This window comes from Psychrobacter proteolyticus (assembly GCF_003350005.1).
GTDB lineage: Bacteria > Pseudomonadota > Gammaproteobacteria > Pseudomonadales > Moraxellaceae > Psychrobacter > Psychrobacter proteolyticus.
The window spans coordinates 594,834-610,820 of the sequence record NZ_QLKS01000001.1 but is presented as its reverse complement, the minus strand read 5'-3'; the positions used below and the strand labels follow the sequence as shown (position 1 = coordinate 610,820).

At 42.2% G+C, this 15,987-nt stretch carries 13 protein-coding genes; 6 read left to right on the top strand and 7 right to left on the bottom strand.

Features of this window, described 5'->3' with window-relative positions; genetic code table 11:
- Positions 1–109: 109 nt before the first annotated feature.
- From ccoG to ccoN, 5 genes are all read right to left on the bottom strand, one after another.
- The gene (ccoG, locus tag DXK30_RS02405; protein ID WP_114700302.1) at positions 110–1,519 is read right to left on the bottom strand and encodes a cytochrome c oxidase accessory protein CcoG; all 1,410 of its coding nucleotides are present in this window, start codon (positions 1,517–1,519) and stop codon (positions 110–112) included.
- Between the two features lie 526 nt (positions 1,520–2,045).
- Complete coding sequence (ccoP, locus tag DXK30_RS02400; RefSeq protein ID WP_114700301.1) at positions 2,046–3,197, bottom strand: cytochrome-c oxidase, cbb3-type subunit III; 1,152 nt, start codon at positions 3,195–3,197, stop codon at positions 2,046–2,048.
- On the bottom strand, positions 3,197–3,376 hold the full coding sequence (locus DXK30_RS02395) for a CcoQ/FixQ family Cbb3-type cytochrome c oxidase assembly chaperone (RefSeq protein ID WP_057760804.1): 180 nt from the start codon (positions 3,374–3,376) through the stop codon (positions 3,197–3,199). Before DXK30_RS02395 ends, ccoP begins: the two co-directional genes overlap by 1 nt.
- Positions 3,376–4,014, bottom strand: coding sequence for a cytochrome-c oxidase, cbb3-type subunit II (ccoO, locus tag DXK30_RS02390; RefSeq protein WP_114700300.1), 639 nt, complete (start codon positions 4,012–4,014; stop codon positions 3,376–3,378). Before ccoO ends, DXK30_RS02395 begins: the two co-directional genes overlap by 1 nt.
- Positions 4,015–4,023: 9 nt before the next feature.
- Entirely contained in the window at positions 4,024–5,505 is a 1,482-nt protein-coding gene (ccoN, locus tag DXK30_RS02385; protein WP_114700299.1) for a cytochrome-c oxidase, cbb3-type subunit I, read from the bottom strand.
- Between the two features lie 867 nt (positions 5,506–6,372).
- Between ccoN and DXK30_RS02380 the strand changes: the two genes are divergently transcribed.
- Positions 6,373–6,762 (top strand): SCP2 sterol-binding domain-containing protein, encoded by a 390-nt coding sequence (locus DXK30_RS02380; protein ID WP_057760797.1) that lies wholly within the window; start codon positions 6,373–6,375, stop codon positions 6,760–6,762.
- A gap of 141 nt (positions 6,763–6,903) precedes the next feature.
- Here DXK30_RS02380 and DXK30_RS02375 read toward each other — a convergent pair whose 3' ends face one another.
- Entirely contained in the window at positions 6,904–7,860 is a 957-nt protein-coding gene (locus DXK30_RS02375) for a hypothetical protein (protein WP_114700298.1), read from the bottom strand.
- 444 nt (positions 7,861–8,304) lie between these two features.
- On the opposite strand from DXK30_RS02375, the gene DXK30_RS02370 reads away from it, so the two are divergent.
- From DXK30_RS02370 to DXK30_RS02360, 3 genes are all read left to right on the top strand, one after another.
- Positions 8,305–9,540 carry a lipoprotein-releasing ABC transporter permease subunit gene (locus DXK30_RS02370; RefSeq protein ID WP_114700297.1) on the top strand — a complete coding sequence of 412 codons (1,236 nt, stop codon included), beginning with the start codon at positions 8,305–8,307 and terminating at the stop codon, positions 9,538–9,540.
- A 45-nt stretch (positions 9,541–9,585) separates the two neighbouring features.
- Positions 9,586–10,266 (top strand): lipoprotein-releasing ABC transporter ATP-binding protein LolD, encoded by a 681-nt coding sequence (gene lolD / locus DXK30_RS02365; protein WP_114700296.1) that lies wholly within the window; start codon positions 9,586–9,588, stop codon positions 10,264–10,266.
- A gap of 169 nt (positions 10,267–10,435) precedes the next feature.
- Entirely contained in the window at positions 10,436–10,741 is a 306-nt protein-coding gene (locus DXK30_RS02360; RefSeq protein WP_114700295.1) for a hypothetical protein, read from the top strand.
- Between the two features lie 61 nt (positions 10,742–10,802).
- On the opposite strand, the gene DXK30_RS02355 is transcribed toward DXK30_RS02360, so the two are convergent.
- Positions 10,803–11,378 carry a DUF2062 domain-containing protein gene (locus DXK30_RS02355; RefSeq protein ID WP_227670657.1) on the bottom strand — a complete coding sequence of 192 codons (576 nt, stop codon included), beginning with the start codon at positions 11,376–11,378 and terminating at the stop codon, positions 10,803–10,805.
- Positions 11,379–11,623: 245 nt separating this feature from the next.
- Here DXK30_RS02355 and DXK30_RS02350 point away from each other — a divergent pair, with 245 nt between their 5' ends.
- Complete coding sequence (locus DXK30_RS02350; protein WP_227670658.1) at positions 11,624–14,515, top strand: ComEC/Rec2 family competence protein; 2,892 nt, start codon at positions 11,624–11,626, stop codon at positions 14,513–14,515.
- A gap of 280 nt (positions 14,516–14,795) precedes the next feature.
- Positions 14,796–15,848, top strand: coding sequence for a signal peptide peptidase SppA (gene sppA, locus DXK30_RS02345; RefSeq protein ID WP_114700293.1), 1,053 nt, complete (start codon positions 14,796–14,798; stop codon positions 15,846–15,848).
- Positions 15,849–15,987 lie beyond the last annotated feature (139 nt).

Genomic DNA, 15,987 nt, shown 5'->3' with positions numbered 1-15,987 from the left:
TAAAACATTTATTCGATAGTCTTTAGCTAGAATAGTTATTTAACTACTTGCCCTAACTACAGACGACCGAATGATATACATGAAATTAAACAATAGGTCTGCTAATCATTTACTGACCTTGGGTTGTAAAGATATTTTGCTTACTTACCTTGTACTTACCATTTTCGCTGCTCACGTTTAGAGTCACAGGTGTTTGGCCAAACTCTATCACATCAGGATCGCCATAAATACTGACTGGCATATCAAAGCTTTCGCCCGCTTCTAATGGTACATCATTAAAGCGCAGCTCTAAGCTCAGCCCTTCTTGCGGTGCCAATGTTATCGTGTAGGTATGAGCATCCTGCGTCTTGTTGGTTAGCTTGACGATATAGCTGTTTTCGATCATGCCTTGATTGTTGATAGATGACAACTGATTACGGTCACGGCGGATATCAATTTCCAATGGCACGCGATCAGTCAGCGCATATATAACACCGCCACATAGTACGGCTAACAATGTCAAATAAGCAAATAATCGTGGGCGCAGTACACGGCTTGGCTCTTTTTCTGCCAGCTGACGTTCGGTCGTATAACGAATCAGACCACGCGGATAACCGACCTTATCCATCACCTCATTACAGGCATCAATACAAGCTGCACACTGGATACAGGCAACTTGTAAACCATCACGAATATCGATACCAGTAGGGCAGACCTGCACACACATGGTACATTCAACGCAGTCGCCTAAATGCTCTGGGTTTGTGCCTTTTTTACGGGCACCGCGCGGCTCACCGCGTTCATAATCATAAGATACGATCAATGTGTCTTTATCAAACATCACACTTTGAAAGCGGCCATAAGGACAAATCTGTACACACATTTGCTCACGCATGTAGCCTGCATTGGCATAAGTGGCAAAGGTAAAAATAAACATTGAGACCCATACCCATGTTGGCCAATCAGGGAACGGAATCACTCCTATTGACTGCCAGCTGTGATATAGAGAATCTGTCCCCGCCACATAACTAACAAAGGTCGCCGCTGTAATCACTGAAAGCAAAAACCAAATTGAATAGACAACCGTGCGCTTGAATACTTTACTCGCACTTAATGGTGCTTTATCAAACTTGATACGCTTATTACGATCGCCAATCACCCATTTTTCAACATATTGGTATAGATGCGTCCATATCGTTTGAGGACAGGCGTAGCCACACCAAACGCGTCCTGCATATACCGTCACCATAAACAGCGTAAACGCGGCAATAATGGCAAATGCAGCAATAAAATAAAAATCTTGCGTCAAAAACGTCATGCCAAAAATATAGTAATGCTGCGATGGCACATCAAACCATATTGCTTGTCTATCATTATAGCGCAGCCATGGCAAAAGTAAAAAAGCCGCCAAAAGAGCATACATCGTGATGACACGAATATTTTGATAAAAACCTGTGACAAACCTCGGGTGCACACGATGCTTGGTTGCATCAAGGTCGACTTGTTGTACAGGGATTTTATTGGATTGTTGTGCTGACATAAACGTGCCTCTTTAAAAAAAGAATCAGTCTGCTGGCATGATGAACAAACACCTCTAGCGTCGAGGTATATGAGTGGATGATGTTATCAATGTCAGTAAATAGCGGATAGAAAATTTGATAAAAAACCCTCTAATCTGCTTACCAAATGATCGATTGTAAATATAGTCGGTTCAACATAATTTTGATACAAACAAAGGGGAGTAAAGGTACTACAAGTAGTAGGCTAAACGAGCCTGTATCTAATTATATGAAGTTGACTATCGTGTTATGTGATTGAGTCAGAGCGATATAAAGCCATGACCAATAGACTATTTTAAAAAATAGCTATTCTAACATTCTCCCTACTAATAATGGGGTGATAATCGTAAAAAGCAACGAATATATGAGAACGATTTTTAATGTTTGTAGCCGCTCATCATTGTCACTCCTAAATGAAAATCAATACCGTTATACGCAAAAGGGAGAACTGCAATAACAGTTCTCCCTTCATTAAATTTCGTCCATATATAGTACAGTAACAGCGTCTTAGTTAGCAGTTGCTTCTTCAGTTGCTACAGGTTGAGTAGCTGCAGCAGTAACAGGTGCTGCTGCTTCAGGTGATTTGCCTGTTTTATCTGATAGTGAGTAGATGTAAGCAGCAAGTAGCATGATACGCTCATTACCTAGCTTAGTTTCCCACTGAGGCATAACGCCAGCACGGCCATAACGTAATGTATTACGTACAGTCTCACGCTCACCGCCATATAACCAGATATTGTCAGTCAAGTTTGGTGCACCTGCTGAAATCATACCTTTACCGCTTTCAGAGTGACATAGTGCACACTGCTGCTTAAAGATAGCTTCACCTTGATTAATCAAAGTTTGATCAAGTTCACCGTTACTCTTACTACCGTTGTTTGGAGATAGTGACAATACATACTCAGCAGCTGCACGTACACCGTCTTCACCAATCTGATCGCGCCAAGCAGGCATACCGCCGATACGACCATTGTGTAACGTGGTCAGAATGTTACTAGCTTCGCCGCCATATAACCAATCATTATCAGTTAGGTTAGGGTAACCTGTTGCACCTTTAGCGTTAGAGCCATGACATACAGAACAGTTCTGTAAGAACAAACGGCTACCAACTTTTAATGCATTTGGATTTTCAGACAGTTTTTCGACGTAAGGAGCAAGTTCTGCAACTTTTTCGTCAATTTTAGTCTGTAGATCTGCTGGTGGGTTTTCGCTACGACGCATGGTCGCTTGTAACTCGTTTAGCGTACCAAGTGTCGCAGTCGCGCCTGCAGCGTCTGCTTTTACCAAAATGCTTTTTTCAAAGTTATCAGTAAATACTTTGTTGTTGCTTTCAAGCTCACTGAACAACTCGTTTTTAGAGGTCCACGGTACAGTCTCACCGTCAACTTCTACGGTGGCGATACCTTTCCAATGTGCTGGGAACATAGCTGGAAAGAATACCCAGTACGCCACACCCCAAACGATTGAACCAAAAAATATCACCAACCACCATTTAGGAAGTGCTTTGTCGTATTCTCGGATACCATCGTATTCATGACCAGTGGTACCGTCGTCCTCAACGTCTGGTTTGTATTTTAGTACAAACAGCAGAACGCCAAGAATAAAAAGCCAGCAACCGAAACTGATTAGCGTGATCCAAGAACTCCAAAAAAATGTCATCATTTATCCTTATTGCGCTGCTCTTCAGACAGAGACTTTATATCCTCGTCATCAAGCGCAAGTTGTGCATCTTCTTCGAAGCGTTTTTTGTTTTTTGGCGAATACGCCCACCATGCAACGCCTACGAAGGCAATAAAGGCAGAAACGGTCGCAATTGTTTGTAATTCACCAATACCCATTAGCGCTGTCCTTCCATTGCGGTACCTAACTGCTGTAGATAGGCGACCAAAGCGTCAAGCTCAGTAGCGCCAAGCACTGCATCAGGAGCGCCTTCAATGTCTTCTTCAGTATAAGGAACACCGAAGCGGTCGCGAAATAGACGCATTTTAGCTTGAATATTTTCGCCATCTACTTCGTTAGTCGCTAACCAAGGAAAACCTGGCATAACTGACTCAGGCACGAGCGAACGTGGATTGATCAAATGTTGTTTTTGCCAATCTTCAGAATAACGGCCACCGACACGCGCTAAATCTGGTCCCGTACGTTTAGATCCCCATAAAAATGGATGATCCCACGTCGACTCAGCGGCACGTGAATATGGTCCATAACGTTCAACTTCTGCACGTAGTGGGCGAACCATTTGAGTATGACAAACGTGACATCCTTCACGGATATAAATATCACGACCCTCAAATTCAAGCGCTGTCCAAGGCTCCATAGCAGGAAGGGGAGCATTCACCCCACCATCTTCAGGACCCTTATTGTCATAGATCAATGGCACGATTTCAACTAGCGTTGCAAAACTAATAGCAATCACGATACCAATGACTAACAAGCCTGTATTTTTTTCAATAATTTCATGCGGTGTACCAGCCATGATCGCTCCTTATACGTTAGCTGTCGAAGGTTTTTCGACACTAGGTTCATGATCCGTTGGATCAGCGACATCTACAGGCTTACCTTCTGGCATCTTGAGTGTTTTATAGCAGTTATAAGCCATAACAAACATACCCGATACATATAAGAAGCCACCAAACGCACGGCCAATATATGGGAAATGCGAGAATTCAACAGTATCAACGAAGCTATATACCAAAGTACCGTCTGGGTTAGTAGCAAGCCACATCATGCCTTGGCCAATACCTGAGATCCACATAGACACGATATAAAAAATCGTCCCTGCAGTCGCTAGCCAGAAATGCGTGGTGATTAGGCTGATAGAATACATCTTTGGTTTGTTATAGATACGTGGTAACAGTACATATAGCGAACCAATCGTAATCATGCCAACCCAGCCAAGCGCACCTGAGTGTACATGACCAATTGTCCAATCAGTGTTATGCGACAATGCATTCACTGTTTTAATCGACATCATTGGGCCTTCGAACGTCGACATCGCATAGAACGATAGTGCCACAATCATAAAGCGAATGATCGGATCGGTACGTAACTTATCCCAACTACCTGATAGCGTGAGTACACCGTTAATCATACCACCCCAAGATGGTGCGAATAGGATGATTGAGAAGACCATAGCAAGAGACTGCGTCCAATCAGGAAGCGCTGAATAATGCAAATGGTGACCACCGGCCCACATATATGAAGCAATTAATGCCCAAAAGTGAACGATAGACAAACGATAAGAATAGATAGGACGACCAATCTGTACAGGAACGAAGTAATACATCATTCCAAGGAAAGCGGCCGTTAAGTAAAAACCTACTGCGTTATGACCGTACCACCACTGCACCATTGCATCAGTTGCACCGCCAAATAGCGAATAGGATTTGAACGCACTAACAGGAATTGCCATGCTATTTACGATGTGTAGTAATGCAATCGTAATGATGAAGGCGGCAAAGAACCAGTTAGCCACATAAATATGTGAGGTTTTACGTTTAATGAGCGTACCAAAAAATACGATGGCATAAGAGATCCATACCAAGGCAATTAAGATATCGATAGGCCACTCAAGCTCAGCGTATTCTTTACTGGTGGTCAAACCTAGAGGAAGCGTGATGATGGCAGAAACAATCACTGCCTGCCAACCCCAAAAGGTGAACCAAGCCAAGTATGGCGCAAATAAGCGCGTTTTACAGGTACGCTGAACGATGTAGTAAGACGTTGCGAACAGGGCAGAACCACCGAACGCAAAAATCACTGCATTGGTATGCAGTGGTCTTAAATGACTAAAGGTCAGCCATGGAATGTCAAAGTTGAGTGCTGGCCATGCTAACTGTGAAGCAATGAACACACCAAGACTCATGCCGACGATGCCCCAAACGACAGCCATGATCGTAAAAAATCTTACGACAGTAATTTCATACTCACGGTCAACTGGGGCGACTGCTGTGTTTTGTAAACTCATTGGATGATTCCTTTACAGCCCGAATTATCAACAGAATTAACCAACAATCTATGCTGTCTGCACTATAAATACTTTCAAATTCATATTTATACTAGCGCCAACACATGTTGTTTTTTGACTTATTTTAGCGCAATGATGTCATTAACTATCGATTTAAGCCCTTGCTGTCTATCAGTTAATACTAATAAATAGAAATAGGCACTTCATGCACCTTGCTCAAGGTCAATCGATAGTAGGATTGTTAATAGATCATCAAGGTAAATAAGAAGACGCGCCGTTTTGAGCATCAAACATCTCATAAGGCTAAATATGTATCTTAATTATTACGAAAAAATCTGTACTAATGAAGATAGATACCCATATCTATAGGGCTATTAAAATGCATTGACCATAGATGTATGCTAGCGACGGCTGACAAAAAACATGATTATGTAATGTTTGGTTAAAACTCCCGACTCTGTTTAAGGGTATTGTAACGCAATCCTAATTAAATATCATCAGAACTATGCGCCAAAATACAAACTCTTTGGTATAAATGTTAGCAAGCAACTTATTATTGCTGTGCTACTCCTCTATTTTATACACAATTTTGTCACTATTCTAGATGCTCATTTTGATTGGATAGGGAAAGAAGTCGCTAGACATAAGCGTAGGCCTGCAAAGAAGTTTTGTAACAATAACATTGCTGAGCCGATAAATAGGTTTTACTTCTTATCAAGTCGCCCTTTATAATGAGGCTGAACGTCATTAATGGCTATGTATTGCATAGGTCTATTGATAGCAATCATTTTAATAATTCTAATAGTTAGGCCAACAGCGCCTCAAATGGTATTGGTCTGACAGAATATCAATTAAGGATAATATAATATGGCAGTTTTTTTGACAGATGAATGGTTTGAGCAAGTAGAAAAAATGGGCAACGAAGCAGGTGAGTTAAATTTACCGCCAGTACTTGCCAATATGGTCGTCAATCTAAAAGTGGCTGAAGCTGATAAAACTATCGAAGCCAATTTTGCAAATGGTTTGCTGCATCGCGGTTTGAACGATAATGCAACGACGACACTGCTATTAGATCGCGATATCCTACAGTCTATCATCACTGATTTTGATACCAATCAAATCATGGGTGCGTTTATGAGTGGCAAAATCCGTGTCGAAGGCGATATGTCACAGTTGATGGCAGTACAGACTGCACGTCCAAGTGCAGAGCAAAAGGAACTATATACTCGTATCAAATCAATGACGACGATGGCTTAATCGCATATTTATACGACTTTTACGCTATGTTTTTAACTGTAAAATTTCATAAGACACAAAAAAGCCCCTAATTCATATTAGGGGCTTTTTTATTGCGTAATCAAATAGTCATAAAAAGCTGTGGAAAGCTTCTCAAACAAGTTAGCTAGCTTTTGATTGGTTTTCTTTGTATATCGCTGCTTGTAGCCATACGTTTGCTTGGACGTAGTCATGTACTTTAATGCTATTAGTCTCAGCAGTATTAAGCGCACCGACACGCACTACAAAAGGATCTGCATCCTGCTCACGTAATGTCACCACATCAAACAATATAATAGATTTACCATTAAATACGGTTTCTTGCTTGCCAAGTACTTGACCCTGACACCAAGCTTCGTCTTCTTGTCCTAGCGTATCACCGAACAAGTAAGCGCACATATGACCCAAGTTAATCTCGACGGGTGCCATTTGTTCTTTGGTTTCAGGCTTCCATTCACTGATTTGCTCTTGTAGGTCATCAGGGATTTTTCCGTCATGTGCCGCCACGATATCGTTAAAGGCACGATGATAGCGGATAGACTCTTGGTCTTCGACCATGATGACTTCGTTTTGCTCGCTTAGCTTAATTTCGTGCGCCCAAGCACTAAAGTTCACATAGTAAGAGGTGTCGCGCTGATATAGGTGACGGTTGGTCGTATAGAGTTGATCAAATGCATAAATAATGCTGCCATCAGCAGTACGTAAGCGCAACACTGCATCGTGCGAGTTGTCATTGGCGATGACACGCTCAATTTTACAGTTCAATCCATAAGGACTATCGACACAAGGATAAGCATTGATAAAGCATTCTGGCTTACCATCCTTCATCGCGAGCACTTGATTAATATGGCATGGCTGATCTTCTGATAGAAGCAGGCAGCTGTCTTTTGCACTAACGTTGTTGTTCAGGCCTTTAGGCATCGCTGCGACTTCGATCATTTTTTGTAGCCATTCAGGCACATCATGACTCATATCATCGGTCAGAATACGCCAGTGATCGGCGTGACCTGCAGACTGTTCATCGGTCAACGTGATCTTGGTAGGAGATTGAATGTTTTTGTATTGATAATTTATGGTCATGAAAATACTCAAAATTAAGTCAGCGTGAGGTTGGTATCTAATACTGTGTTTGCCTATGTACCATCCAACATTTTAAATGATTGATTTATGATGGTCAGCGATATTATCAGTAAATAGCGAGTAAACCTCAATGAGGGGTTAATGACAATTGTCTTTAGCCTATAATATATAGGTATTGGTACAGCTAATAGCAAGCCCCCTATAAAAAATAATAACAAAACTCAGTTTTTTGGTAAAAAATACTCTCAGTTGTTGCTAATGACTGGCACATATAAGCTAGTTTGTGTCAAACTAGCTCCCTTTTGACAGCTGTTATTGGCTCGTCTGACACCCTGTTTTTGTGTTTGATTTATATGTGAGTAGTAGCAGCTGTATGATGCATTTACTACTGCTCGTTATGCCACCTATATAAAGTCGCACGTAGATAAGATAAAGAGTTTGAATATGTTTCGTCCTTTAGCGTTATTTATCGGCTTACGATATACCCGAGCAGAACGTAGTAATGGCTTTATCTCCTTTATATCACTCATCTCGATGATTGGTCTGACGCTTGGGGTTGCCGTATTGATTACGGTGCTATCAGTGATGAACGGCTTTGACCGTGAACTGAAAACCCGTATTTTGGGGATGGTACCGCAGGCTACTGTGGTTTCATCAGAAATTATTGGCGACTGGGAACAGCTAGCCGATAAAATCAAAGAAGACCCAGAAGTAGCAGCTGTGGCACCATTCATTCAACTGCAAGGAATGCTGACATCAAACGGTCAGGTCGCAGGTATTATGGTGACAGGCGTCGAGCCTGAATACGAAAAAAACGTCTCCATTATCAATGAGCATATGATTGAAGGTAGTATTGACACCTTGCAAAGCGGTGACTTTAGCATTGTGTTAGGCGAGGAGATGGTACAGTCCTTAGGCTTGCAGATAGGGGACAAAGTGACTTTGGTGTTGCCAGAAGCATCACCATCACCAGCAGGCGTGATACCGCGATTTAAGCGTTTTACTCTGACAGGCATCTTTACGATCAGCCCAGAGGTCGACAGTCTCATGGCTTTTATCCCGATGGGTGATGCGGCAAAATTACTGCGTTTACCAGAAGGCGCGCAAGGCGTACGCATGAAGCTTAACGATATCTTTACGGCGCCGATAGCTGCGGAAAAAGCGGCTGCTATCGCACCTGAGAAGCTATATCCAAATGACTGGACACAGACTCATGGCAATCTGTTTGGAGCAATTCAAATGGAGAAAGCCATGGTCGGCCTATTGCTATTTTTGATTATCTTAGTTGCCGCTTTCAACATTGTCTCAAGTCTGGTCATGCTAGTGACCGATAAAAAAGCAGATATCGCAATCCTAAAAACCTTTGGTGCCTCTCCTCGTTTGATCACCCAAGTCTTTATGGTTCAAGGTGTAGTCATTGGTGTAATTGGTACCGTTGCTGGTACGATACTGGGTGTAATATTTGCACTCACAGTCAGTGACATTTTAGGCTTTATTAATCAAGCCTTTGGTCTGAACTTATTTGATGCGTATTTTGTCAATTACTTGCCATCGCAGTTGCGTTTGTTAGACGTGGTATTAATCACAGGTGCATCGTTTATACTGAGCTTTTTGGCTACGATTTACCCAGCACGCCGAGCAGCTAAGATTCAGCCTGCTCAAACGCTACGCTATGAGTAATTCCAAACGCCTAAATATCGAAATAAATAAAATAAAGGAAGCGCTATGTCTGCCATTTTAGAGGCGACCAATATCAATAAGATATATGATGAAGGTGCGGTCAGTACACAAGTATTGACTGGTCTTGATCTGACTGTTCATGCGGGTGAGCGTATCGCTATTGTTGGAACCAGTGGTTCAGGTAAAAGTACGCTGCTACATTTGCTTGGTGGCCTAGATACGCCAACCAGTGGTGAGGTTTGGTTGCATGGTCAGTTATTAAATAACATGAATGAAACTGAGCGCGGTGCAATGCGCAACAAGCATTTGGGCTTTATTTATCAGTTTCACCACCTGTTGGCAGAATTTACAGCAATTGAAAATGTAGCCATGCCGTTACTGTTGCGTCCAGAAGTATCAACGACCGATGCTCGTAAGCAAGCAGTTGAAATTTTGGAAAATGTTGGTCTTGAGCATCGCTTAATGCATAGACCAGGCGAGCTATCAGGTGGCGAGCGTCAACGTGTAGCGATTGCACGCGCACTGGTTACCAAGCCATCGCTTATTTTGGCGGATGAGCCAACAGGTAACTTGGATTATGACAACGCACAGAGCGTTTTTGGCTTGCTGTCAGAGCTACAAAGCACCATGCAAACGGCGCTACTTATGGTGACGCATGATCGCAACTTGGCAGCGCTTGCTGACCGTCAGTTGTTGCTACGCAATGGACATTGGGAACAGTATTAACGCTTTTTTGTACAAAGAATATAAGGCTGACATAGAGGCTGTTTATTAGCGCTTATGATGTCTTTTCTGATGAAATGTATTGTTGTATGATTAAGCAAATATTCCATAGCAACAGATATAGAGGCGGCTATCAATTAGCCGCCATGTCCATTTTATAGGAACACGTATAATGAATACAGATGACAATCCAATCGCTGCTTTTGGTAGTGCCGAAGAAGGTGACGAGCCGTTAAACCCCTATATCGATCAGACACTGTTCGATAGTATTGATAGCCGGGCACAAAAAGATTTACTAAGGCCAGTATTTGACGCTATTACTTTGGCTGGGGTTGATTACGACCTAAAAGTCCAAGATAGCGCGACAGGTAAACGTTATACGCTCTGCAAAAATGATGAAGTCATTGAGATTGTACCGATGGATAGTAGTTTCACTGACAAAGTCCTAAATGCTATAGAGAACAGTAAAGAAGAATAAACTCTGCTAGCTTACTTAGCTAGGGCGTAAGCATTATAGCCGTGTAATAAAGTTAGATTACTTATCGCTTATCAGATTTATCAGAAGGTTTTTGCTGACGTTTCTGCCAGCTTGAGACTGTTTTATAGCGCCAGATAGCCTTGAATGCTAATCCGCAAACGATGCTAGTCACTACCGCCAAAATTGTTAGTCCTATACAAAACGCCGCGAGCGATACGGTGCCGCGATACGTAATAAATGGATTGGCACCGTTTGATAACGCCCATAAGCTAAAATCAGCAATCATTCTACCGATAAAACGCAAGCTAATCACAGGTGCATCAATAATCTTGGCACCGATATAGTATCCAGCATAAAAGATGGGCAAGCTAGTGACTGGGTTGGTAATCCATGTCAAACCAAGCGCCATAGGAACATTGGCACGAAAAATAAGCGAGCCAATAAGTGCCAGTAACATCTGTCCTGGCAGCGGAAAAAATGCACTTAGTACACCGATATAGACGGCCTTATTTAGGCTGTGTCGATTGAAATGCCATAGCCTTGGATCAGCTAAGTGAGGTGCAAACAGCTTTAAAGTGCGACTCTCTAAGATTTTCTCTGGTGTAGGAAGTAGGTCTTTTAGACGTTTTTGGGGCACAGGATCGCCTTTAATCATTAACTACAGTCTACTCAATGGTATTGAGAAGCTGGTATAAAGTAATATATTGTGAGTAGGGTAAAGATTAGAGCACACAGAATGGTAGTGTCAGATAGCTACCACCTAATACGTTGCCTCAGTATAGGGTAATATAAATATAAATGCTATTGCATCACGTGTCATTTGCTATAGTAAGTAACCATATTTGGCCGAATAATATTTAAGTCATCAAGCAAGGAGTGCTGGTGTACTGGTTGATTGGTAGCCTAATAATTATACTTATGATGGGTGTTTTGGCAGTCGCAGACGATGTGGTGTTGCCAGCTGACTTGTCCTTGCTAGATATAGTTGGCACCTCCAACCTGTCTTTGGCGCTTATTATATTTGCCACGATTCTACTTGTGTCTGCTCAATTCAACATACCTTCGATAGATCGTCACAACGTTAATAAAAATACCTCGAACAGTATATATCGTCATACTAATTTTCCTTTGCGAATTATTAGATACTTAGTCTTAGCTCTGCTAGCGACTGCTTTAGTGATTGGCAGTGCACTGCAAGCTTTGGTTATTCATCAACAAGCAGAAAACACTGAAATAACTGCTCCAATACGAGTACAAGCGCTCGTGCGTATCGAAGGGTTGAGCGACAGTGTTTATAATGTCACTACAGACAGCGGTTATCGCCAAGTAGCAGTGATAACGGATATCACTCCATTAGTCGCTGAGCTGACACCGACAGAATTAGCAGCTAAAACATCCGACTACTTAAATGTTAATAAAAATAGCCTAAGCAATAATTACGATGTTAATTCCAACGAAGTTAATATCAAAGTCAGCGAACACCGCATCTTACTTAACGCTTATCCAAGAAAGTCTGCAAATGATAATCAACTTTCATCCTTAAACGATTTGCAGCCCGGTGATGAAATATTTATGAGCCTAGCACTGGCGCCGTTGGCTACTTCTGAGCAAGCAGTTAATAACCCTACTGGTTTTGACAGTTATCGCTGGTTACGAGGTCGGCATATTGATGGCGTTGCAAATATTTTGGCCGTTAGTCCTACATTGGTAAACAATAACGAAATCAATGATGGAAAATATTCCAAGCAGTCGCTAGATTCTGACTCGTATCTTCAGCGCTTTCGTACCCGTATCGATCAAGGGCGTTGGCGATTACGACAGCATTTCTATCAAGACTGGTCAGCACAAACGACAGCAGAGCAACAAGCAAAAGCCGTCACATTAAGTCTGCTTACGGGTGATCGTAGCTTGATTAATCGTGATACTAAGGACTTATATCAACTGGCGGGCATTTCACATCTGCTTGCTATTTCAGGTACGCACGTACTGTTTTTAGCTATTGTGCTAGCAGGTATAGCCGTACTGCTGTTTGATCGTAATTGTTCGGCTATTTATCGTCGCATACCGCGTTGGCAAGTGCGCTGGTGGGTAATGATTGGTGCTGCTTTTATTTATGCGCTATTTACTGGTTTTGACGTGCCTGCTGCCCGTACGGCTTGGATGTTATTAGCGATTGGATTCGTCAGATTAACATTACTTCCTATCAGTACGATGCACGTGCTATTAGCGCTGGCTGTATTGATGGCCTGGCATGACCCTTACGTATTATGGCAGGCAGGGTATTGGCTGTCTTTTATCGCAGTGGCGTTATTGCTCAAGTATGACGATACGTCGTATGAGCACCAGACTACTGCTACGACTTTATACGATGATAAACAGCGTACTCGTATCAGCAACGCACTATCTAGCCATGTTTGGCAAGTGTTTAAGCATGTATTTAAACTACAGTTTTGGCTGTTTCTTACTTTATTACCCGTGACGTTGCTTTTATTTGGTAAGGCGTCGTTATGGGGTCTTTTTATTAATTTATTTGCCATTGGACTATTTGGTTGGGTAATTGTACCACTCAATCTATTAGCCGGGCTGTGTTACCTTTTAGTGCCGAGTATCGCTGATATTCTTTGGATGGTTATTAGTACGATAGTCGGTCATCTACACGATCTGATGAGTTGGCTCACGTCATTGCCAGCGCTCTCGGATGCGTGGCTCTATACACCAGTTAATATAGCAATACTATCGATGGCTTTGCTAAGCGCATTGCCTTGGCTGTTGCAACGAGGTTTGCTCAGTCGTTGGTTGACGTTGCCACCATTAACGTTACTGATGATGACGGTGTATGCCAATCAGCAGTCATTCATCACGGTACCGACACTATATATTTTACCAACAGGTGATTCGTATATAACGGCAGCATTGCTACAATATCCTACTGTCAATGAAGACAGTACCAATTGGTTGTTCTTAGCTGATCATAGACCAGCCTCTACACGAACGATGCCAAGCAGCCTGACAGCAGATAAATTATCTGAAAATTTAAAGCAGCAATTGGGCAGTTTATCTGTCGATAAGTTAGAGAGTATTGTCGTACAAAGCAGCAGTATTGGCCTGACTGATACGTTAACTCCTGGCAATAAGAATACTGCTAATACTAAAAATTCTGAATTACTACCGATGACCGTTGCGCAATTAAATGACCGTTTACCTATCAGCCAATATTGGCAAGCAGGGCGATCTGATCGCTGGTCTACATTTCAGCAAGCCTATAAAACAATCAGGCAATCTGAAGATACGCCCACTCTTAGTACCCAGCGTTGTGAGCAAGGCAAAATATGGGAGTCGGCCAACGATGAGTTGTCAGTACAAGCCATCACTGGTTGGGCCGAGATAGGTGATACTAGCGTTTGGGATTGTACGATTGCTCTTGATACCAACCTGCCTATACGCGTTCTAAGATACAATGCAGCAGATCCACTCAACTCATTACCTGTTAACTCTCATGCGCAAATAGCTACCAGTCAGTTAACTAGCAAGCAGTCAGCGTCTTCCCAGTCGCGTTTGATTCTAAATGCTGATACCCATCAACGCGCTTGGCAAATGTGGTCATTACTATGTACAGCTGACATGCTTAATGATGACATGCTATTCAAAAATAGAAGGTGGCTTGGTCATAGTGCCTCGCAGATTACAGCTGATGTCATAAATTATCAGAGAATCGATGAAGTTATAACCTATGATAATAAGCCTTTAGACGCGGCATTATCGCTAAACAACTAAATCGCTAAATAACATTGATAGTATTCCCAATGTTGAAACTACTAACCCCCAAAAATAAGGCTTATATTATCAGCGTTACAATATAGTGATATTTCACAGTTATACTATTGAACCATTATCGAAATACCACCATACTTAGCAGCCTATCAATATAGGTGACTGACTATTAACACAGCTCACAGATACTGTGAGACAGTATCAGGTATATACCACTGTTTTAACCGTATTTCTCGACAACCTCATTTCATTGTTTTAGATTGTTTCTAACTTAGGAAGTTATATGCCCAACTGGCCACCAGACCCTAACAAACGTCCTGATAACTCGGCAAATCAGCCAACGCAACTGCAGCAACCAAGCCCGCCAAGTGGACAAGAATGGAAGGTGCTGGAAAACACGTTATTAGCGAGTGTGGTTGAGCAGCGCCGCGCTCGTCGTTGGAGTATCTTTTTTAAACTACTGACCTTTGGTTATATCTTATTGATATTTTTGACTCTTGGTCGTGGTTGCAGCAGTGCGCCAACAGGCATGGACGCAGTCGATACTAGTGATCCACATTTGGCAGTGGTTGAGCTGCAAGGCGTCATCAGTAATGATGATGTGGCGAATGCGTATGATGTCAATGAAGCCTTGAGAGATGCTTTTGCAAACAGTAACGCAAAAGCAGTAGCATTGGATATCAACTCACCTGGCGGTTCACCGGTACAGTCTGATGAAATTTGGCAGACTATGATGGACCTACGCCAAGAGTACCCAGACAAAAAGCTTTATGCGGTGATTGGTGATATTGGTGCTTCAGGTGCTTATTATATTGCGTCTGCCGCCGATGAGATTTATGTCAATCCATCAAGTTTGGTCGGCTCTATCGGTGTCATTATGCCAAGCTACAACGTTAAAGGCTTGATGGATAAGGTTGGCGTAAAAGATCGTACGATTACGGCTGGTGAGTATAAAGATATCTTAAGCTTATCTCGCCCATTGACTGATTACGAAGAAAAACATGTTGAAGGTGTGCTTGCCAATACGCACAAGCATTTCATCAACGCTGTCAAAGAAGGTCGCGGCGATCGTCTGAAGAATCCTGAACAAAACAAACTGTTCTCAGGGTTATTTTGGACAGGTGAGCAGTCTATTGAGTTAGGTTTGGCAGACAAAACAGGTAGTATCACAAGTCTAAGTAAACAACTAGATCTTGATACTATCATTAGCTACAGCCCAACCGATCCGTTCCAAATGTTTATGGACCGTTTTGCAGTAAAATTAGGTGCAGGTATCGGCTCTAGCGTTAGTCTTGATGTATTACCACAAGAAAGCAATACTGGGCAGATGCGTTAAGCGTTTTATGTTTTAGATATAATGTGTATGATTGTTGAGGCTGAGCATATAATTGTGCTCAGCCTTAAAATTGTATGTAGTACCAAATAAAATACCTTGGTCTGAGTGATAGCCTGATTAGAATAGCTATACAACCATA